The 18,695-nt window shown below is 68.3% G+C and carries 23 protein-coding genes; 8 read left to right on the forward strand and 15 right to left on the reverse strand.

The window, feature by feature from the left end; genetic code table 11:
* Positions 1 to 320: 320 nt before the first annotated feature.
* Positions 321 to 593, reverse strand: coding sequence for a hypothetical protein (locus J2728_RS13130; protein ID WP_309999764.1), 273 nt, complete (start codon positions 591 to 593; stop codon positions 321 to 323).
* 242 nt (positions 594 to 835) lie between these two features.
* On the opposite strand from J2728_RS13130, the gene J2728_RS13135 reads away from it, so the two are divergent.
* Complete coding sequence (locus tag J2728_RS13135) at positions 836 to 1,249, forward strand: GFA family protein (RefSeq protein WP_309999765.1); 414 nt, start codon at positions 836 to 838, stop codon at positions 1,247 to 1,249.
* Between the two features lie 12 nt (positions 1,250 to 1,261).
* Here the strand turns inward: J2728_RS13135 and J2728_RS13140 are convergent, their stop codons facing one another.
* Complete coding sequence (locus tag J2728_RS13140; RefSeq protein ID WP_309999766.1) at positions 1,262 to 1,801, reverse strand: DUF1993 domain-containing protein; 540 nt, start codon at positions 1,799 to 1,801, stop codon at positions 1,262 to 1,264.
* Between the two features lie 43 nt (positions 1,802 to 1,844).
* A complete protein-coding gene (gene hutC / locus J2728_RS13145) occupies positions 1,845 to 2,588 on the reverse strand; it encodes a histidine utilization repressor (RefSeq protein ID WP_309999767.1) in 744 nt (247 codons plus the stop codon).
* Between the two features lie 81 nt (positions 2,589 to 2,669).
* Between hutC and hutH the strand changes: the two genes are divergently transcribed.
* Positions 2,670 to 4,214, forward strand: coding sequence for a histidine ammonia-lyase (gene hutH / locus J2728_RS13150; RefSeq protein WP_309999768.1), 1,545 nt, complete (start codon positions 2,670 to 2,672; stop codon positions 4,212 to 4,214).
* Positions 4,215 to 4,301: 87 nt separating this feature from the next.
* Here the strand turns inward: hutH and J2728_RS13155 are convergent, their stop codons facing one another.
* Entirely contained in the window at positions 4,302 to 5,849 is a 1,548-nt protein-coding gene (locus J2728_RS13155) for a glycine betaine ABC transporter substrate-binding protein (RefSeq protein WP_309999770.1), read from the reverse strand.
* Positions 5,842 to 6,606: an ABC transporter ATP-binding protein gene (locus J2728_RS13160; protein ID WP_309999772.1), complete on the reverse strand. Its 765-nt coding sequence runs from the start codon at positions 6,604 to 6,606 to the stop codon at positions 5,842 to 5,844. Before J2728_RS13160 ends, J2728_RS13155 begins: the two co-directional genes overlap by 8 nt.
* 149 nt (positions 6,607 to 6,755) lie before the next feature.
* Here J2728_RS13160 and J2728_RS13165 point away from each other — a divergent pair, with 149 nt between their 5' ends.
* On the forward strand, positions 6,756 to 6,908 hold the full coding sequence (locus J2728_RS13165) for a hypothetical protein (RefSeq protein WP_193852707.1): 153 nt from the start codon (positions 6,756 to 6,758) through the stop codon (positions 6,906 to 6,908).
* A 76-nt stretch (positions 6,909 to 6,984) separates the two neighbouring features.
* Here J2728_RS13165 and J2728_RS13170 read toward each other — a convergent pair whose 3' ends face one another.
* Positions 6,985 to 7,857 carry a LysR substrate-binding domain-containing protein gene (locus J2728_RS13170; RefSeq protein ID WP_309999775.1) on the reverse strand — a complete coding sequence of 291 codons (873 nt, stop codon included), beginning with the start codon at positions 7,855 to 7,857 and terminating at the stop codon, positions 6,985 to 6,987.
* 118 nt (positions 7,858 to 7,975) lie between these two features.
* Between J2728_RS13170 and J2728_RS13175 the strand changes: the two genes are divergently transcribed.
* Positions 7,976 to 8,959 carry a sodium-dependent bicarbonate transport family permease gene (locus J2728_RS13175; RefSeq protein WP_309999777.1) on the forward strand — a complete coding sequence of 328 codons (984 nt, stop codon included), beginning with the start codon at positions 7,976 to 7,978 and terminating at the stop codon, positions 8,957 to 8,959.
* Here J2728_RS13175 and fliE read toward each other — a convergent pair.
* The 3 genes from fliE to flgB are packed head-to-tail and all read right to left on the reverse strand — an operon-like array spanning position 8,956 to position 10,149.
* The gene (gene fliE, locus J2728_RS13180; RefSeq protein WP_309999778.1) at positions 8,956 to 9,264 is read right to left on the reverse strand and encodes a flagellar hook-basal body complex protein FliE; all 309 of its coding nucleotides are present in this window, start codon (positions 9,262 to 9,264) and stop codon (positions 8,956 to 8,958) included. The two genes, J2728_RS13175 and fliE, sit on opposite strands and share 4 nt — an antisense overlap.
* Positions 9,265 to 9,274: 10 nt before the next feature.
* Positions 9,275 to 9,694, reverse strand: a complete 420-nt coding sequence (gene flgC, locus J2728_RS13185) for a flagellar basal body rod protein FlgC (protein WP_309999779.1) — start codon at positions 9,692 to 9,694, stop codon at positions 9,275 to 9,277.
* A gap of 11 nt (positions 9,695 to 9,705) precedes the next feature.
* Positions 9,706 to 10,149, reverse strand: a complete 444-nt coding sequence (gene flgB / locus J2728_RS13190) for a flagellar basal body rod protein FlgB (protein WP_309999781.1) — start codon at positions 10,147 to 10,149, stop codon at positions 9,706 to 9,708.
* 105 nt (positions 10,150 to 10,254) lie between these two features.
* On the opposite strand from flgB, the gene J2728_RS13195 reads away from it, so the two are divergent.
* The 3 genes from J2728_RS13195 to J2728_RS13205 are packed head-to-tail and all read left to right on the forward strand — an operon-like array spanning position 10,255 to position 12,324.
* The gene (locus J2728_RS13195; protein ID WP_309999782.1) at positions 10,255 to 10,569 is read left to right on the forward strand and encodes a FliO/MopB family protein; all 315 of its coding nucleotides are present in this window, start codon (positions 10,255 to 10,257) and stop codon (positions 10,567 to 10,569) included.
* Complete coding sequence (gene fliP, locus J2728_RS13200; RefSeq protein ID WP_310000112.1) at positions 10,566 to 11,366, forward strand: flagellar type III secretion system pore protein FliP; 801 nt, start codon at positions 10,566 to 10,568, stop codon at positions 11,364 to 11,366. The genes J2728_RS13195 and fliP overlap by 4 nt, the downstream gene beginning before the upstream one ends.
* 40 nt (positions 11,367 to 11,406) lie before the next feature.
* Positions 11,407 to 12,324: a ribokinase gene (locus J2728_RS13205; RefSeq protein WP_309999784.1), complete on the forward strand. Its 918-nt coding sequence runs from the start codon at positions 11,407 to 11,409 to the stop codon at positions 12,322 to 12,324.
* A gap of 11 nt (positions 12,325 to 12,335) precedes the next feature.
* On the opposite strand, the gene mopJ is transcribed toward J2728_RS13205, so the two are convergent.
* The 4 genes from mopJ to J2728_RS13225 all read right to left on the reverse strand — a co-directional run bounded on the left by mopJ (position 12,336) and on the right by J2728_RS13225 (position 15,380).
* The gene (gene mopJ / locus J2728_RS13210) at positions 12,336 to 12,830 is read right to left on the reverse strand and encodes a motility/cell cycle regulatory protein MopJ (RefSeq protein ID WP_310000113.1); all 495 of its coding nucleotides are present in this window, start codon (positions 12,828 to 12,830) and stop codon (positions 12,336 to 12,338) included.
* A gap of 196 nt (positions 12,831 to 13,026) precedes the next feature.
* Positions 13,027 to 13,446, reverse strand: a complete 420-nt coding sequence (locus J2728_RS13215) for a Ros/MucR family transcriptional regulator (RefSeq protein WP_309999786.1) — start codon at positions 13,444 to 13,446, stop codon at positions 13,027 to 13,029.
* A 227-nt stretch (positions 13,447 to 13,673) separates the two neighbouring features.
* Positions 13,674 to 14,897 carry a DUF2336 domain-containing protein gene (locus J2728_RS13220; RefSeq protein ID WP_404979756.1) on the reverse strand — a complete coding sequence of 408 codons (1,224 nt, stop codon included), beginning with the start codon at positions 14,895 to 14,897 and terminating at the stop codon, positions 13,674 to 13,676.
* 84 nt (positions 14,898 to 14,981) lie between these two features.
* On the reverse strand, positions 14,982 to 15,380 hold the full coding sequence (locus J2728_RS13225; RefSeq protein WP_309999790.1) for a winged helix-turn-helix transcriptional regulator: 399 nt from the start codon (positions 15,378 to 15,380) through the stop codon (positions 14,982 to 14,984).
* Positions 15,381 to 15,455: 75 nt separating this feature from the next.
* Between J2728_RS13225 and J2728_RS13230 the strand changes: the two genes are divergently transcribed.
* Positions 15,456 to 15,821 carry a YybH family protein gene (locus tag J2728_RS13230; RefSeq protein WP_309999792.1) on the forward strand — a complete coding sequence of 122 codons (366 nt, stop codon included), beginning with the start codon at positions 15,456 to 15,458 and terminating at the stop codon, positions 15,819 to 15,821.
* A 282-nt stretch (positions 15,822 to 16,103) separates the two neighbouring features.
* On the opposite strand, the gene J2728_RS13235 is transcribed toward J2728_RS13230, so the two are convergent.
* Positions 16,104 to 16,988 (reverse strand): crotonase/enoyl-CoA hydratase family protein, encoded by an 885-nt coding sequence (locus J2728_RS13235; protein WP_309999793.1) that lies wholly within the window; start codon positions 16,986 to 16,988, stop codon positions 16,104 to 16,106.
* Positions 16,989 to 17,216: 228 nt separating this feature from the next.
* Positions 17,217 to 18,551: a cytochrome P450 gene (locus J2728_RS13240; protein ID WP_309999794.1), complete on the reverse strand. Its 1,335-nt coding sequence runs from the start codon at positions 18,549 to 18,551 to the stop codon at positions 17,217 to 17,219.
* Positions 18,552 to 18,695: the final 144 nt, after the last annotated feature.

Below are 18,695 nucleotides of genomic sequence, written 5' to 3' on the forward strand. Positions count from 1 at the left end.
CGGCCCGGGCCCGGAGGCTCGGGATCGAGCCGAGCGTGAGTCGGTCGAGCGACCCGACAATGGAGGACAGGGGGGCGCGCGCGAAGCCGCAAGACGCCCGTCGACGAGCATGGTCGGCGGCGTTCGGGACAAGGCACGGCCGCAGATCTCGCCCCTATCGTCCGACCGGACGCCTTTTGGGGCGCGCGGAACAAGGACCAGGACGGCCTAACGTTTCGGATAGCGTGGCAGCTCTACGAGCGCCGAACCAGAACCCCGGCTCGCCACCTGGACAGAGATCGCGTTTGAGCGGGTTATGGAGCTCGATCTAGCTCGATTGGCTAGGCGGAGATCGGCGACCGATCGCCCTCCAGGCCGCCCACCACCAGCTTCAGCAGCGGCCGCGTCGCCGTCGGGCTAGAGCCGCGGAGCTCCTCGCCCAGCATGTGGAAGTAGCTCGCTATGCGGGTGTCTTGCTCGTGGCGCGCCAGCACGTCCATGGCCTCGGCGAATTCCTGCCGCGAGGCCGCGCCCTTGGCGGACAACACGCCGACGAGGGCCGCGAACAGACCCGTCTGGATCTGAAGCAGAGAAGGTTGGTCCGGCATTTCCATCTCGACGCTCCTCGTCACAACGGCCACCTGAATATATTGCGCCGCGCCGCGAGAAGCTCCCAATGAAAACGGCCGTTTATATCCGAGGCGAATTGCCACACTCCAGCGCTAGAGAGTAAATTTCGAGATCATTATTTACGGATATTGGTGCGACAACTTGTCCACGCACCGGACTCGTCGCATCGTGACAGCTTCTCCGGCAAGGGTTTGACCCGCCCTCGCGCCAAGGCTCTACTGGCGTCATGATGACCAAGACCTTCAAAGGCGGATGCCTGTGCGGGGCCTTGCGCTGGGAGGCGAACGGCGCGCCCGACTACATGGGGTTGTGCTGTTGCGCCGACTGCCGCAGGGCCTCGGGCTCGGGCTTCATCCCGTTCATGGGTTTTCCGGCCTCGGCGCTGACGATCACCGGACCCGCGCGGCAGTATCGCTGCCAGGCTTTCAGCGGCGGTGTTTCGACGCGCAACTCCTGCCCCACCTGCGGCGGGCTCGTCTTCGGCGGCGAGCATGGCTTGAGCGACAGCCACACGATCTACGCCGGCAGCCTGGACGACCCCAGCCTGTTTGAGCCGACCATGCTGCTATTCGACCGTGAACGGCCCGCGTGGGTAGTCGCCCCCGAAGGCCTGAAGCGCTACGCGGCGATGCCCGAGTAGCGCGCGCATCGCCTAGCCGCCAGGCAGCGTGCCCGGGCGGATGTAGGCGAACATGTGGCTGACCCAGTCGGGCTTGCCCAGCGGGACGCCCTTGTGACGCAGGATCGCGTACGCGGTCGTCGCGTGGAAATAGAACTGGGCCAGGGCCCAGTCGCGGACGAACTGCTCGCCGGTCATGTCGAACATGACGCCGTTGGGCAGCTTCAGCTCGATTGCCTTTTCCGCCGCGCCGGCGAAGGCCGAGGCCGGCGTCGCCTCCAGGCGCGCGACCGCGTCGGCCAGTTGAGCCCGCAGCCCCTCGAAGTCCGTCGCGTCCTCGGCGGGCGCGAACGAGTCCGCGCCCGTCAGGTGGCGCAGCAGATCGCTGGCCTGGGTGCAGACGAACCGCACCTGGCTCGACAGCGGGAACATGTCCGGCGCCAGGCGCGCGCCGATCAGGGCGTCCGGTGAGAGCCCGCTTTCGGCGGCGAACGCTTCGGCCTTGGTCAGCTGCGCCGACAGGCCCTTGATCATCTGGAGGTAGGTCGGAACGGCGATCGCGTACGGATCCATGGCGTCTTCTCCCTGCGGCGCCGGTCGCGCGCGCCTGAAGGACTTAGGCGCTCGGCCCGAACCTCGCCACCAGGTCGTAGGCGTCGCCGGGAAAAACCTGGCGCACGCGGGTGACGCCGCGCCCTTCCCGCCAGGTGCGGCGGTCGACCACCAGGCAGGCCGCGCCTTCGTCCAGGGCCAGCAAACGGGCGACCTCGGCGTCGGCGTTGACCGCGCTGATCCGGCTCTCGGCCTCGGTCCAGGCGACGTGCTCCAGCAGCCAGGCGCCGGGCGTGATCGCGTCGAAGTCGGCGCCCTCCATCTCGGGCGCGGCCGCCAGCGCGACGAGCCGGCGCTCCAGGGCGAAGGGACGACCGCCAGCGTCGTGGACACCGTCCAGGACCAGCAGCTTGCCGCCGGCCGCCAGTTCGGCCTCACCCGGCGCGTCCCGGTCGGCGTCCCGCGCGGCCCGCGCCAGCAGTCGGAAGGCGTAGGCCTCGCCGCGCGCCTCGATCTCGGCCTGAATGTCGGGAATGTTCAGGACCGGAGCATGGACGCGCGGCCGCGCCACGAACGAGCCGGCCCGCTTCCGGCGCACGATCAGCCCGGCCTCGACCAGGGCGGTCATGGCCTTGCTCACCGTCATGCGAGCACAGCCGTACTGGCCCATGAGCTCCGTCTCGAACGGCACACGATGGCCCGGCGGCCAGGCTCCGGAGCGGATGCGGCGCTCGATATCCTCACGGATCCGCAGGTGGAGCGGCGCGCCGCCCGACCCGGGAGTCTCTTGAACACGCGCGTCGGTCACTGGACAAGCCTCATCACTCCCAAATATGACTATACATATTGGCGAGCCGCAAGAGGCCGCGCCGCCCTTCCGGAGACCCGAGTGACCGAGCTTGTTCTGAATCCCGGCGACGTGCCGCTGGCCGACTGGAAGGCGATCTATCGCGGCGCCGGCGCGCGGCTGGCCGACGGCGCCTGGCCGGTGATCGCCGCCAGCGCCGAGGCGGTGAAACGCATCCTGGCCAAGGGCGAGCCGATCTACGGGATCAATACGGGCTTTGGGAAACTGGCCAGCGTCCGCATCGGCGACGAGGACCTGGCGACCCTGCAGCGCAACATCGTCCTCTCGCACGCCGCCGGCGTCGGCGAGCCCTCGCCCGTTCCCGTCATCCGCCTGATGATGGCCCTGAAGCTGGCCAGCCTGGCGCAAGGGGCCTCGGGCGTGCGGGTCGAGACCGTGCGCCTGCTGGAGGCCATGCTGGTCCAGGGGCTGACGCCGGTCGTCCCCTGCCAGGGCTCGGTCGGTGCCTCGGGCGACCTGGCGCCGCTGGCGCACATGGCCGCGACCATGATCGGGGTCGGCGAGATCTTCGTCGGCGGGGCTCGCGTCCCGGCCGCCCAGGCCCTGAGCGCGGCGGGCCTGTCGCCTCTCACCCTTGGCCCGAAAGAAGGCCTGGCCCTGCTGAACGGCACCCAGTTCTCGACCGCCAACGCCCTGGCCGGCCTGTTCGAGGCCGAGCGCCTGTTCCAAACGGCTCTGGTCTCCGGCGCCCTGTCGACCGAGGCCGCCAAGGGTTCGGACACCCCCTTCGATCCGCGAATCCACGCCCTGCGCCGCCACGCCGGCCAGATCGAGACCGCCGCCGCCCTGCGCGCCCTGATGGCCGGCTCGGCCATCCGCGCCTCGCACCTGAAGGAGGACGAGCGGGTCCAGGACCCCTATTGCCTGCGCTGCCAGCCCCAGGTGATGGGCGCGGCGCTGGACGTGCTGCGCCAAGCCGCCACCACCCTGGCCACCGAGGCCAATGGCGTCTCGGACAATCCGCTGATCTTTCCGGAAGCCGACGAGGCCCTCTCCGGCGGCAACTTCCACGCCGAGCCGGTAGCCTTCGCCGCCGACATGATCGCCCTGGCGGTCTGCGAGATCGGCTCGATCGCCGAGCGGCGGATCGCCATGCTGGTCGACCCGGCGCTCTCCGGCTTGCCGGCGTTCCTGACGCCAAAGCCGGGCCTGAACTCCGGCTTCATGATCCCGCAGGTCACGGCCGCCGCGCTGGTCTCGGAGAACAAGCAGAAGGCCTATCCGGCCAGCGTCGACTCCATCCCGACCTCGGCCAATCAGGAGGACCACGTCTCGATGGCCGCCCACGGCGCGCGACGCCTGCTGGCCATGGTCGAGAACGCCGACGCCGTGCTGGGCATCGAGCTGCTGGCCGCGGCGCAAGGCTGCGACTTCCACGCGCCGTTGCGGTCCAGCGCCGCGCTGGAGACGGTCCGCGCCCTAACGCGGGAGAAGGTCCCGCATCTCACCGACGACCGCCACTTCCATCCGGACCTCGAGGCCGCCAACGCCTTGGTGCGCTCGGGCGCGGTGATCGCGGCGGCGGGTGAAATGTTCCTCCCCCGCGTCGCGGGGGAGGTGGCCTAGAGGGCCGGAGGGGGCTAGTTCGGCCCACCCCAGCTTGCCCCCTCAGTCGCTCCGCGACAGCTCCCCCGCATCGCGGGGGAGCATCTATCAGCGCGCCAGCATCGCCGCCGCCTCGGCCGGGCTCTTCTTGCCGGTGTCGCGGTCGACGGCGTAGTTGGCCGCCTGCATCGCCTTGACGTCGATGGATCCGCCGAGCGGCTTCAGGGCGCCGATCAAGCGCGGATCCCCCGCCCGCTTCGGCGAAACCAGGATCACCGCGTCGTAGGGCGGCAGCGCGCCCTTGGGGTCGGTGAGCAAAACAAGGTCGTCGGCCGCGATCCGCCCGTCGGACGAGAAGGCGGAGATCACGTCCGCCTCCCGGCTCTCCAGCGCCCGGTACATGAAGGTCGGCTGGAACTGGCGCTTGGCCTTGAAGCGCAGGCCGTACGCCGTCACCACCGCCGCCCATTCCGGCCGCGAGAAGAACTCGAGATCGCCGCCCATCGTCAGGTCCGGCGCGCGGGCGGCCAGGTCGGCCAGGGACCTGATCCCCAATTGCTCCGCGCGATCGCGGCGCATGGCCAAGGCGTAGGCGTTCTCGAAGCCCAGCGGCGCCAGCAGCACCACCCCGTCGCGGGCCTTCAGTTCGGTCCGCAGGTCCTCCAGCACGGCCTGGCGGCCAGGGTTGTCCTGGCGGTTCAGGACATTGGCCCAGAGCGTGCCAGAGTAATCGACATAGGCGTCGATCTCCCCGGCCGCGAGCGCGCGGTAGGCCACCGCCGAGCCGAGGTTCACACGCCGCTGGACGCTCGCGCCTTCGCGCTCGAGCCGCCCCGCCATCAGCTCGGCCAGGATGTACTGCTCGGAGAAGTTCTTGGCGCCGATCACATAGGTCGGACGGCTTTGGGCGAGCGCGCCAACGGCCAGCGGGGCCAGCGCGGCCAGCAGGCCGATCGCCAGACCCGCGCCGCCCGCCAGGAGCCGCTTACCATCCCGCCGCGCCACACCGGCCTCGATCAGGCCCAGCAGCCCGTCGACGATCAGGGCAAGGCCCGCCGAGGCCGCGCAGCCGACCAGCACCGCCACCCAGTCCTCGGTCTGCAGGCCGGAGAAAATGTAGTCGCCCAGCGAGGTCTGGCCGACGGGCGTCGAGAGGGTCGCCGCGCCGATGGTCCAGACCGCCGCCGTGCGCACGCCAGCCATGATCACCGGCGCGGCGAGGGGCAGCTCGACCCGCCAGAGCCGCTGACGGTCGGTCATGCCGACGCCCCGCGCCGCCTCGACGACCGCCGGATCAATCCCCGAGACGCCCGCCGCCGCGTTCCGCAGGATCGGCAGCATCGAATACAGCGTCAGGGCCAGCAGCGACGGCAGGAAGCCCAGGGCCGAGAAGCCGTGGCCCAGCATCCGCTCCGCCAGGCCCGAGAGCAGCAGCAGCACCGGATAGAACAGCGCCAGCAGGGCCAGGCTCGGGATGGTCTGCACGAGGCCGGCGCCGCCCAGGGCGACCCACTTCAGGCGCGGGTCGCGCGCGGCGGCGATCCCGAGCGGCAGGGCGATGGCGAGGCCCAGGACAAGCGCGCTGGCAGACAGCGCCACGTGCCAGCCCAAGCGTTCCGGAAGGACGGCGAGGGCCGCGTCGAAACGGTCAGCCACGCGCCAGCTCCGCCAGCCGCCGCGCCTGTCGTTTGGGCGCGGCGATCAAGTCGGCGACCACCGGATTCGGATGCCCCGCCAGCAGCTCGCGCGGCGAGGCCTGGGCCAGCACCCGTCCACCAGCCATCACCACCACCTCGTCGGCCAGCAGCAGCGCCTCGCCGACGTCATGGGTGACCATCACCGTGGTCAGGCCCAGCGCCTCGTGCAGCCGCCGGACATCGTCGGCCAGGGCGACGCGGACCACGGGATCCAGCGCCCCGAACGGCTCGTCCATCAGCAGGATCGACGGCCGCGCGGCGAGCGCCCGAGCCACCCCGACCCGCTGCCGCTGCCCGCCCGACAGCCGCGCCGGCGTCCGGGCGGTGATGTCGCGCGGCAGGGCCACGAGGTCCAGAAGCTCATCGGTCCGCGCGGCGATCACCTCCGCGGACCAGCCCAGCAGCGATGGCGTGATCCCGATGTTCTGGGCGACGCTCATGTGCGGAAAGAGACCCGTCTCCTGGAAGACATAGCCGATCCCCCGGCGCAGCTCGGGGCCGGGACGCGCGACGATGTCCGCGCCGTCGATCAGCACCCGGCCGGACGTCGGCGCGACCAGCCCGTTGATCAGCTTCAGCAAGGTCGTCTTGCCCGCGCCCGACCCGCCGACCAGGGCGACGAAGCGCCCTTGAGCGATGCGCAGGTCCGTCTCCATCAAGACGGCGCGGCCATCGTAGGCCTTGCTCACCCGGTCGAGGACGATGGCGGCGGTCATTCGGGCTCCGGGCGGCGCGTGGGTTGGACCTTCACCGGTTCCGAGCCGGAAATCAAAGCCAGGGTGCGACAAGGCGGCGCGCGACAGGTCGTCCGGTTCGCCAAGGCCGAGTCAATCTCGACCATGGGGGCATGTTCAAGGAGCGCCAGATGCCCTTCGCGTCGCAGACCCGCCCGTTCGATCCCCGCGCCCGTCGGCCCCGTCAGTGGCCGCTGGGCGTCGCGGTGTTCGTCGCGGCCGTTCTGAACGCGATCGTCTGGGGCGGGCTCTTGTCGGTCGCCCGCGCGTTCCTGGGTCTGTGAGCTTAGCGTTTTCGCGTTTTCTCCCCCGAGCGACTTGAAGGCCGCGCCCGACCTGGGCGCGGCCCTTTTTCTTCTCTCAACCCCGATGCGCGACCGCGCGGTCCAGCGCCGCCAGCACGTGCTCGGCCAAGCGGTCGGCGGCTGGGCCGGCCTCGCGGTTGCGGATCAGGGCGATCTCGCCATCGGCCAGGGGCGGCGCCTCTTCGCCGATGATCGCGAGGTCATCGGGCACCATGGCGCGCGGCAGCACCGAAACGCCAAGCCCCGCCCTCAACGCCGCCAGTTGTCCCGCCACCGAAGGGCTCGTGTAGGCGATCCGCCAGGCCCGTCCGGCCTCGTCCAAGGCCGTTGTCGCGCGACGGCGATAGACGCAGGGCGAGGGCGCGGCGATTAGCGACACGACCCTGGACGAGGCCAGGTCCTCGCCGTCGCGCCCCACCCAGACCAGCGGCTCGCGCCAGACCCGTACGCCCAGCTCGCCGCCCAGGGGCTCGCGCTTGACGAGGGCCAGATCCAGCTCGCCGGCGCTCATCTTGTCGAGCAGCCGAAGGGTCAGGTCGCAGGTGACCGACAAGGCGATGCGTGGGTGGCCGCGGGCGAAGGCGCCCAGCACCGCCGGCAGATGGGCGGTGGCGAAGTCCTCAGGCGCACCCAGCCGCACCTCGCCTTCGACCTCGTCGGCCGCCAGCGCCGCGACGATGTCGTCATTGACCCGCAACAGCCGCCGCGCCTGGGCCAGCAACACCTCGCCCTTGTCGGTCAGGCTGACCCGGCGAGCGTCGCGCTGAAACAGCGGCTCGCCAATCAGGTCCTCCAGCCGCCGCACCTGCAAGCTGACCGCCGATTGTGACCGACCCAGGCGCTCGCCCGCGCGGGTGAAGCTGCGGCTTTCGCTGACCATGACGAAGGCGCGGATCAGGTCGAGGTCGAGATTCGTCGCGTGGGGCATGACCGATCTATTTCATTTTCTCATGATAATGATGTGATCAATGATCTTATCGAATTGATCAAGCGTGGCTAGAGCACCGCCGCGCCTCGACCGGGGGCGGCACAAGGAGCTCACGCGGATGGATTTGACCCAGGGCCTGGCGCACGCGGCCGGCAATCTCACTCAGCCGGCGGTTCTGTTCTTCGTGCTGGGGGCGGGAGCGGCCCTGGCCGGCTCGCCGCTTCGGCTGCCCAAGGGGGCCATGAGCCTTCTATCGATCTATCTGATGCTGTGCATCGGGTTCAAAGGCGGCGCCGAAGCCCGCGCCCACGGCCTGGACTCGGCCTTTGTCAGCGCCGGCCTCGCGGGGCTGGGCCTGGCCCTGCTGCTGCCGGTCTGGGCGTTCGCGGCGCTCCGGCGGGTGGGGCTGACGACGTTGGACAGCGCGGCGGTGGCGGCGCACTACGGCTCTGTCTCGGTGGTCACCTTCGCGGCGGCGCAGAGCTATCTCACCGCGATCGGCCACGCCCCCGCCGGCTACATGTCCGCCGTTCTGGCGCTGATGGAAACGCCTGGCGTCCTGGTCGCGGTCACCTTGGCCAAGCTGATGTCCCCGGACGAGGCGCGCTCGGCCTCGACGGGCAAGCTGCTGCGCGAGGCGCTACTGAACCCCGCCGCCGTGGTGCTGCTGGGCAGCTTCGCGATCGGCCTAGTCGCCTCCCCGCCTAGCTCGGCCAAGCTAGATGTGTTCGTCGGGCCGATGTTCCAGGGCGTGCTGTGCCTGTTCCTGCTGGAGCTGGGCGTCACGGCCGCCGAGCGGCTGCGGGCCTGGCGCGAAGTGCGGCCGGCGGTCGTCGGCATGGGCGTGGCCCTGCCCCTGCTGGGCGCGGCCGTGGCGCTGGCTCTGGGCTGGCTGGTCGGTCTGCGTAACGGCGAGCTGGCCGTCCTGACGGCCCTGGCGGGCTCGGCGTCCTATATCGCCGCGCCGGCGGCCATCCGGCTGACCCTGCCCAAGGCGGACGCGGGCCTGTGCCTTACGCTGTCGCTGGGCGTGACCTTCCCGTTCAACATCCTGCTGGGCATCCCGCTCTACGCCCAGCTGGCTCTAGCGCTCAGCCGCTAGATCGGCATCCGCATGATTTCCTGGTAGGCCGAGATCACCTGGTCGCGGATGGACATCACCGTCTCCAGGCTGGCCTCGGCCGAGCTGATCGCGGTGACCACGTCGACCAGTTCGGCCTTGCCGGCCACCTGGTCAGCGATCTTGTGCTCGGCGACCTTCGAGGCCTTGGTCGCGTCGGTCATGGCGGACTTCAGGATATCGCCGAAGTCGAGACCGTTCTTCTGACCGCCGATCGAGCCGACGGAGCCCACCGACATGGCGCCGGAGCTGGCGTAGGCCTTGGCGGCGGCGAGCGCGGTGATCATGGCCTAGCCCCTACTTCTTGATGATGTCGAGGGTGCGCGATTCCATGACGCGCGCCGTCTCGATGACATTGAGGTTGGCTTCGTAGGCGCGCTGCGCCTCCTTCATGTCCAACGCCTCGACCAGCGAATTGACGTTGGGCAGCTTGACGTAGCCCCGCGCGTCGGCGGCCGGATTGCCCGGATCGTATTCGGTCTTGAAGTCGCTCTGGTCGGGATCGACGCGGACCATCTGGACGCCCTCGGCGCCTTGAACCTTGGTCGGGCGGAAGATCGGAACCTGACGGCGATAGGGATCGCCGCCGGCCGTGGTCGCCGTGGAGTTGGCGTTGGCGATGTTCTCGGCGATGACCCGCATCCGGCCCTGCTGGGCGCGGAGGGCGGAGGCCGCCACGGACATGGCCGCCATCGGTTGGGACTTGATCTCCGGCATCGCCTAGCTCCTCAGCCGTTCGGCTTGCGCGCCGCCATGCGCAGCATGGTCATGGACTTTTGGTAGAAGCTGATCGCCGCGTCGTAGTTCATGCGCGCGTCGGTCATCTTGATCATCTGGTCCTCGAGCGACACGGCGTTGCCGTCGAGGGTGACTTCCGAATCGGTCCCAGCCGTCGAGCGCCAGGCGCTCGGCGCGTTCGACGGCGCCAGGTGCGAGGCCGAGGTGGCGATCATCCGCACCCCGTTGGTCGGCGCGGCGACACCGCCGCGGTAGACCGCGCCGGAGGTCTGGTTCATCAGCGAGGCCTGGAAACTAAAGGCCTTCAAGTCGCTGGGGCGATAGCCCGCCGTATCGGCGTTGGCCACGTTCTGAGCGACAAGCTTCTGGCGCTCGGACAGATATCCGAGGCGGCTCTTGAGCATGCCGAAGAGAGGAATGTCATCCGGACCCATGACGAACATGGTGAAGAAACAGGGTTAATTCGACATTAAGAACCGTCAGGCACACCAGGGGTGTCGGGGGCCTTTCCCTGCGCCATCTTGTCTCGCTTGGCCTTCATGCCCGTCATCGAATTCATCCGCGCCCTGGCGGCGCTGGCGATCACCCTGGGCCTGATCGGCCTGGCCGCCTGGGCCTTGCGCAAGTTCGGCCCGGACGCTGTCGGCCGGATGATCGCCGCGCGCCAGGACCGCCGCCTGAAGGTCGTCGAGAGCCTGGCGCTCGACCCCACCCGCCGCCTGCTGGTGGTCAGCCTGGACGGCGAGGAGCGCCTCGTCCTGCTGGGCGACGGCAAGCTGCTGGACTGGACGCCCGCCCCCTCTCCAATTCCTTCGGCTTCCACTTCCGTTTCCGCTCCGGAGCCCGTGGCCTGATGCGCGACCTGATCAAATCCCTGACGGGGGCCAAGCCGGAAGACCTGCGCCGCGCCGCGCTCATCTCGGTGCTGGCCGCCATCGCCTGCGCGGTCATGCCGGCGGCGGCCATGGCTCAGTCGGCGGTGAACATCAATCTGGGCACCGGCGCGGGCCTGACCGACCGCGTGGTGCAGCTGGTCGCCCTGATGACGGTGCTGTCCCTGGCGCCGTCGATCGTGATCATGACCACCTCGTTCGTGCGGATCGTGGTGGTGCTGGGCCTGCTGCGCACCGCCATCGGCGTGCAGTCGAGCCCGCCCAACCCGGTGATCATCAGCCTGGCGCTGTTCCTGACCGCCATCGTCATGGGCCCGACCTTCGAGCGCTCCTACGACGCCGGCATCAAGCCGCTGCTGGACAAGCAGATCGAGCTGCCCGAGGCCTTCGACGCCGCCAGCGGCCCGGTGAAACAGTTCATGCTGAGCCAGGTCGATCGCGACGACCTGGCCTTGTTCGTGCGCCTGTCCAAGATCCCGCAGCCGAAGACCGCCGCCGAGACGCCCATCCAGGTGGTCACCCCCGCCTTCATGATCTCGGAGCTGAAGCGCGCCTTCGAAATCGGCTTTCTATTGTTCATCCCGTTCCTGGTCATCGACTTGGTCGTCGCCAGCGTGCTGATGAGCATGGGCATGATGATGCTGCCCCCAGCGACGATCAGTCTTCCGTTCAAGCTGATCTTCTTCGTGCTAGTGGACGGCTGGCGACTCGTCGCGGGCAGCCTCGTCGAGAGCTTCCAACGCGGCGCGGCCGGTTAGCGTCAAACCCCAAGACCAGAAGACGATCCAGAAGACAACGATGACGGTATTTGTTCTCGGCTCCATCAATCTCGACGCGGTCGCGCGGGTCGATGACCTGCCGCGTCCGGGCGAGACCGTGGCCGGCCGTTCGCTTGAGCTATTCCTGGGCGGCAAGGGCGCCAACCAAGCGGTCGCGGCCGCGCGGATGGGCGCGCCCACGCGCTTGATGGGCGCGGTTGGGCAGGACGACAGCGGCCTTAGCTTGAAGACGAAACTGACCGGCTATGGCGTGCAGGTCGGCGACGTGCTGGAGCTCGAGGGCGCGCCCACCGGCCAGGCGCACGTCTGGGTCAGCGCCAGCGGCGAGAACATGATCGTGGTCACCGCCGGCGCCAACGCCCTGGTGACCCCGCAGCAGGTAGCGGGCGCGACGCTCGAAGGTCAGCGCATCCTGCTGTGCCAACTGGAAACCCCGCCGACCGCGATCGAGGCGCTGTTCCGCGCGGGCGCGGCCAAGGGCGCGCTGCGGATTCTCAACGCCGCCCCCGCCCTGCCCCAGGGCGCGGCGCTGTTTCCGCTGACCGACATCCTGATCTTGAACCAGACCGAACTGGCGACCTACGCCAAGCTGGACCACGAGCCGGTCCGGCTCGAGGAGGTCTCGCTGGCGGCGCGCAAGCTGATGAGCCGTCCCGACCAGACGATCATCGTCACCCTGGGCGCGGCCGGCGTGGCCGGCGTGCGGCGCGACGAGGCGTTCCTCGTCGAGGGGCGCAAGGTCAAGGCGATCGACACGGTCGGCGCGGGCGACTGCTTCTGCGGCGCCTTGGCCGCCGCCCTCGCCGCGAACATGGATCCGCGCGAGGCGGTGGAGATGGCCAACGCGGCGGCCGCCCTGTCGGTGCAGAAATCAGGCGCGGCGCCCTCGATGCCGAACCGGCGCGAAGTCGAGGCTTTCCTGAGCGGAGAAGACTGAGGCGAAGGCCGTCAGGCCGCGCGAATGCCGGAACCGCTTTCGGCTTGAGCGCCGACCACCGCGTCATAGCCAAGGATCATATCGACATCCTTGCCGTTGCTGGCCAAAGGCAGGCGCAACCACAGGATCGACATGTGCGGCGCGCCGCGCCAGGCCAGACTATGGACGCCGACGCCCGGACGACGCTCGTCGACCACCTTGTCCAGCTCCTTGCGCCAGTATTCCGCGGCGACGGTGTTGTAGACTTCCGACAGCCCCTTGCCCGTGATCTCCCGACCGTAGACGCCGTAAAGACCGGTGCCCGCCAGGCGCAGGCGATAGTCGCGGGGCTCGCGCGTGACGTCGATCAGACTGACGGTGGGAAGCAGGCGCTTCATGCTGGCGGGGTGCAGGTCCACGCGCCCGGGGAGGCCCGCCCCCCGGCGGAGGGACGCCCAATAGGCGAACATCTCCTGGTGAGCGCGCGCCGCGGTAGCGGATGCGCTCAATTGCGCGGACATCTTCAGAGTCCCCAACAAGCCTTTGGAATCACTTCGATTCACTATCGCTTAAGGATCGAATCGCGGGCAAGCGAAAAACGGTCTCCGCGGCAAGTTTCCCCAGGAAGTCAACACGGACAGAAACGCCCGCCATCCGCATTGGGACGACGGGCGTTTCGATGCTGAAAGCGGGGCTCTCAGCCAAGCGGTTGTTCGGACTCGACTATTTGCTCTTGCGCGCGGGCTTCCGGCCACCCTGGCCCAGGCCCATCTGCTTGGCGAGGTTCGAACGCGCCTCGGCGTAGTTCGGGGCGACCATCGGGTAATCCTTGGGCAGGCCCCACTTGGCCCGGTAGTCTTCCGGGGTCATGTCGTACTTGGTGCGCAGGTGGCGCTTCAGCGACTTGAACTTCCGACCGTCTTCCAGACAGATCAAATAGTCCGGCGTGATCGAGCGCTTGACCGGAACGGCGGGCTCCTTCGGCGGCGCGGGCGGCTCGGCCGCCGGCGAACCCACGGTCGCCAAGGCTTGGTGCACTTGCTTGATCAGCGCAGGCAAATCAGCGGTCGCGACCACGTTATTGCCGACATAGGCGGAAACAATACCCGCCGTCATCTCAATCAGATCGGATTGATCTTCCATATGGCCTCGCCCGTCGACAATCTTTTTGCTGATACGGACTGATTCACACATCAGTCAAAAGGTGCATACAAAGATTGACCGCCCCGGGCAATACGGACCAATCAAGATAACAGCTGTAAAAAGCCAGTGTTCAAAAACGAAGCTCGACCCGTTGAAGGATGTCCGAGGCACGTTGAGTTCCTGGACGCAACACACTGTGGGTATCAGAAACCAATGATATCCGGCCTTTAACGACCGAAATCGCGAGACAGCGCTAACAATGCCGGCCGTTGTGGCTTCGAGTATTCGTCGATCGCGCTTTCGTTGTCTTGTCGTAAAGCTTTCAACAACGCTGGCGAGAGCCCGGAGGTCATCGACCAGTTCCAGTAGCGCAGCACGGTTTGCGCCCGATCCACCGAGATGGCGTCATAGACGACAAGGGCCCGCTCCAGGGCGTGGGCGATGGCTCCGCCGCGGTCGACATCCTGGCGATTGAGCCCTCGCCACAACGCCCCCAGAGCCGTTCGCGGCAAGCCGGCGGCCTTGCACAGCATGGCCAGGGGCTCCCCGCCGGCGTCGGTGAAGATCTTGGCGCCCGTCACCGGCTTCAATCCCGCGAGATAGGAGATCTCCTCGCCGATCTCGGGGGTCAGTTCGGCCTCGGCCGCCGCGACCGCGGCCTCCAGACTGGCGAAGGGACTCTTGCGGGCCGCCCCAAGATTGCGCTGCCGCCGACCGATGAAGTCCCGCGCCTTCCGCGACAGCATGTCTTCCGGCGCCGCCCCCTCGGCCCCGTCGATCAGATCGGCGACGGCGTCTTCCAGGATGTCCCGGGGGATCGCGAAACGCCGCAGAATGCTCAGGCGGGTCTCGGCGTCGGCCCACCAGAACAGGACATAGGCGTGGCTGGGCCGCAGCTCGGCCCGCCGCAGCAGCAGCGGCGCCAGGTGCGGCGTGTCGCGGCTGGCCGCGACCAGGTGCTCGACGCCGTGGTGGCTGAGCCGGGCCAGGTCGTTGCGCAGCAGCGCCTCGGCCACGGCCTCCTCGTCCATGTCGATCAAGGCGTCGGTGACGATCTCGTTGACGCCGCGCCGCTGGGCGATCAACCGGCGGTGCTCGGGACCGGCCTGGTAGAGGCAAGCGATCAGGTCGGCGTCGCCGAGATGGTTCGCCTCCTCCAGCAACGGCCGCGCCACCGACAACGTGTCGCGCAGCAGCACGCGGACCAGCGGCCCCGGCGGGTCGGCCATCAGCGCCAGGCGTCGGGCCACGCGCTCACGCTCCACGAGGCTCGCGTCGCGCAACAGCTCCAGCAGGAGATCGCTGGCCATCGCCCGCTCGAAGGCGTTGATCCGGCTGGCCGGCAGGCAGACCACGTCGGCCAGACGCTTGAGCAGAGTCGCGCGGGCGCGCGCCGCGGACGCCTCCGTCCGCGCTTCGTCCGACATGGAAATCGGCGACGGCTCGCTCATCGTCGTCAGCAGACCATTTTAGCCTTAACGCGCGATGAGCGGAGGGCGCGGAAGGCGCGAGCGCCTACCGCTTCAGCCGCCCCTCTAGGGCGCGCCCGCCGTTCCGACGGCTGGGTCGCTCCGACCGCTGGCCGCCAGGTCGCAGGGGCGACCCAACTGGCGAAACTGATCGAGGATGCACATGACGGCGAAGCCGCGATCGCTGAGCCTGTAGTCCGTCTGCCTCGGAAAGCCCGCCCCCGCGGTCCGGATCACCAGGCCATACTTCACCATGCCGCCGAGCCGCTCGGTCAGCACCTTGGCCGAAATTCCCGGTAGGCGCTCGGCAAGCTCCGTGTAGCGCAACGTCTCGCCCGACAGTTGCCAAAGCAGCACCGCGCTCCAGCGATGTCCAAGAAAGTGGAGCCACTCCTCGGCCGGGCAGTCCGCGTGATGGCGTACGGTCGGCGCCTTGAGCCGCTGGCCGTCAGCTGTCGCCGCCACGCTCATTCTTCCCATTTGGATAGTAATGGGGAGGCATGGCTAGAAGATACCCTCCAAAGAAATACGGGGAAAAACGTGTACAAAGTCCATGCACCGGAGGCGATGAACCAGGCATTTGTTATGGCATTTAATAATAGAAAAATAGATATAATTTTATCTCTTTATGCGGATGATGCAGTATTAGTCACTGACAGCGCTGGACAACCGCTATTTGGTAAGGAAAGTATTCGGAAACGGATCGAGGATTTACTCGAACTATCCGATACAATGACTTCGCGAGACACCCTGTGTATGGCGCATAAAGACTTGGCGCTTTTGTGCGCCGATGTAGACCTGAGGCTGGGGAAGCGGGTCATCTCAACGGATAAGATGAGTGCGCTGGTGCGCCGGGATCCAAACGGCCATTGGCTCTACGCCGGCGCCACGCTTCCAGGGATTTGAAGTCGTATCCGGCGACGGCGCGTGGCGCGCGATCCGCTCCGCCAGAGCGCCTCACGACCTGACCGCGCCAGCGCGCGGCTATCGAGCCCTGGACGATCCCGGAGATCGCCCGGCGACGCCCCGTCGATGGTCGCGGGCGCGCCCCGGGGAGGCGGCAGCGGCCAGATCCGCGCCCCTCGTCACTCAATTCATTGAACCTTACGGGCCATCGCCAGGCTCCTTTTCAGAAGCCCCGCGACCGGCGACCTCGCTCCGCCGCGAGATCCTGTCGAGGATGGCCCCTTAGCGGAACGCGGGGTCGACCCACTCCGGCCAGATGTCGGGCAGATCGGTCGAGACCTTGTTCGGATAGACCGGCGCGCGCTTCTCGAGGAACGAGGTCACGCCCTCCTTGGCGTCGCCCGAGGCCCCGCGGGACTGGATCGCCCGGCTGTCGGCCTTGTGCGCTTCCATGGGGTGCGAGGCCCCCGCCATGCGCCACAGCAACTGACGGGTGATGGCGACCGAGACCGGGGCGGTGTTGTCGACGATCTCGCGGGCGAGCGCGCGAGCGGCGGGCAGCAACTCGTCGGGCGCGTGCAGCGAACGGACAAGGCCCCGCTCCAGCGCTTCCTGGGCCGCGAAGACCCGGCCGGTGTAGCACCACTCCAGCGCCGTCTGCAGGCCGACCAGGCGCGGCAGAAACCAGGACGAGGCGGCTTCCGGATTGATCCCCCGCCGCGCGAACACGAAGCCGAACTTGGCCTCGGTCGAGGCCATGCGGATGTCCATGGGCAGTTGCATGGTGACGCCGACGCCCACCGCCGCGCCGTTGATCGCGCCGATGATGGGCTTGAGACTGTCGTACATGCGCAGGGTCACGCGGCCGCCGCCATCGCGATAGACGTCGCCGACCTTGCCCTCCTCGCGCTCCAGCGCCTGGGGCGCCGAGCGGTCGAAGGTGGCGCCGCCGCCGCCGAGGTCCGCCCCGGCGCAAAAGGCCCTCCCCGCGCCGGTGACGATCACGGCCTTGACCGCGTCGTCGGCGTCGGTGACGTCGAACACCTCGATCAGGTCCTTCATCATCCGGGCGGTGAAGGCGTTCATCCGATCCGGACGGTTCAGGGTGACCGTCGCGATCCCGTCCTCGACATCGTACAGCAGGGTCTCGAAAGTGGGCTTCGACATGGCGTTGGCCTCCCGGCGGCTCTTTTAAACAATCGTATGATCTTGGCGCCGCCGAGCACAAGGCTTTCATCACCCACGCTCGCTCGACTGCTGTTTTGGGTTCCCCGCGGCAGCGCGTCGCGACGCCGAGCGCGCCAAGCTGGGCCATTGTCCTTGGGCCCGGCGCCCCCGCCGGGCATTCGTCCCAGCGCCGGCCGCAAGCCCCCCCTTCGCGGCCGGCGCGTCCTTTCAGCCGCGCTTGACGCCCAGCTTGCTGATCGCGTGGACGAAGTTGTTCGGGGCGATCTCGATGTCGCCGGTCCAGTTCAGGTCCGGGAACCGCGCCAGGATCTGGCGGTAGGCCTCCTCCAGCTGGATCTGGGCCACGCGCTTGCCGACGCAGGTATGCGGGCCGTAGCCGAAGGCGATGTGCTTGCCGGCGTTGGCGCGGGTCACGTCCAGCTGGTCGGGGTTCTGAAACATCGCCGGATCGCGGTTGGCCGCGCCGTAGTACATGATGACCTTCTCGCCCTCGCGGATGCGCTGGCCGTTGACCTCGACGTCGCGCGTGGCGGTGCGGCGCATGTAGATCACCGGACTGACCATGCGGATGAACTCGTCGACCGCGCTGGGCAGCAGCGAGGGATCGGCGATCAGCCGCTGTTTCTGCTCCGGAAACTCGGTCAGCAGCTTCATCGCGCCGGACAGGGTGTTGCGGGTGGTGTCGTTGCCGGCGAACACGATCAGCAGCCACGAGCCGTCCAGGTACTCGTCCGACAGCACCGCGCCATCGACCTGGGCCCGCGCGATGGCGGTCATCAGATCCTCTTTCGGGTCCAGCCGCCGCTTGTGCAGCATGGTCCGGCCGTACTCGAACATCTCCTCGACGTTGTTGTTGAAGTCCATGACGAACTGCATGAGCTCCAGCGTCGGCTGCAGCGGCGCGTTGGCCTGCTGGACCGCCAGGTCCTGGGCGCGCTCCAGGTAGTGCATCCAGGTTAGGAACTTGGGGCGGTCCTCGGGCGGCACGCCCAGGATCTCGCAAAGCGTGAACAGCGGCAGCACCGACGAGAAGTGCTCGACCATGTCGATCGCCGTCCCGCCCGCCAGCTTCGGCTCCATCTCGTCCAGCAGGCGCGTGACCTCGGCCTTCACCCGCTCGGTCAGGCCGCGCAGATAGGCCGGGGTGAAGTAGGGCATGTGCTCGCGGCGCAGCTGCAAGTGATGCGGCGCGTCCATGTTGATCATGGTGTCCATCGAGGCGCGGAACAGCAGCGCATGGCGCTTCTCCGGCGCGCCCATCGACATCAGGATGCCGCCGCGCTGCGACGAGAAGGCCTCGGGGTCGCCGTTGACCCGATGAACGTCCTCGTAGCGCGTCAGGGCCCAGAAGCCCGGCCCGTCGAACGGCTCCCGGTGCCACATGACCGGCGCCTGCTCGCGCATCCTCGCGAAGTCGGCCCAGGGCTGGCCCTTGGTGAAGCGGAAGATGTCGGCCAGGTCGACGCCCTCCAGCGTCGGGTAGGTCGGGGGCGTCCCGGGTCCGGCCACGCCATCCACCACCGTCTGGCTGATCAGGTCCATCACGCGTCTCCCTGGAACATTGTTATGCGCCGACGATAGCGCGGAAAGGCGACACGGGAACGGCGCCGCGACGGCAACTTGCGCGATCAGCGAACCTGGGCGCATCCTCCCAACTGAACACTGATCACGCGGGTCACACGCGGG

Origin of the sequence: Caulobacter segnis, assembly GCF_031454995.1 — a bacterium.
Classification (GTDB): Bacteria; Pseudomonadota; Alphaproteobacteria; order Caulobacterales; family Caulobacteraceae; genus Caulobacter; species Caulobacter segnis_E.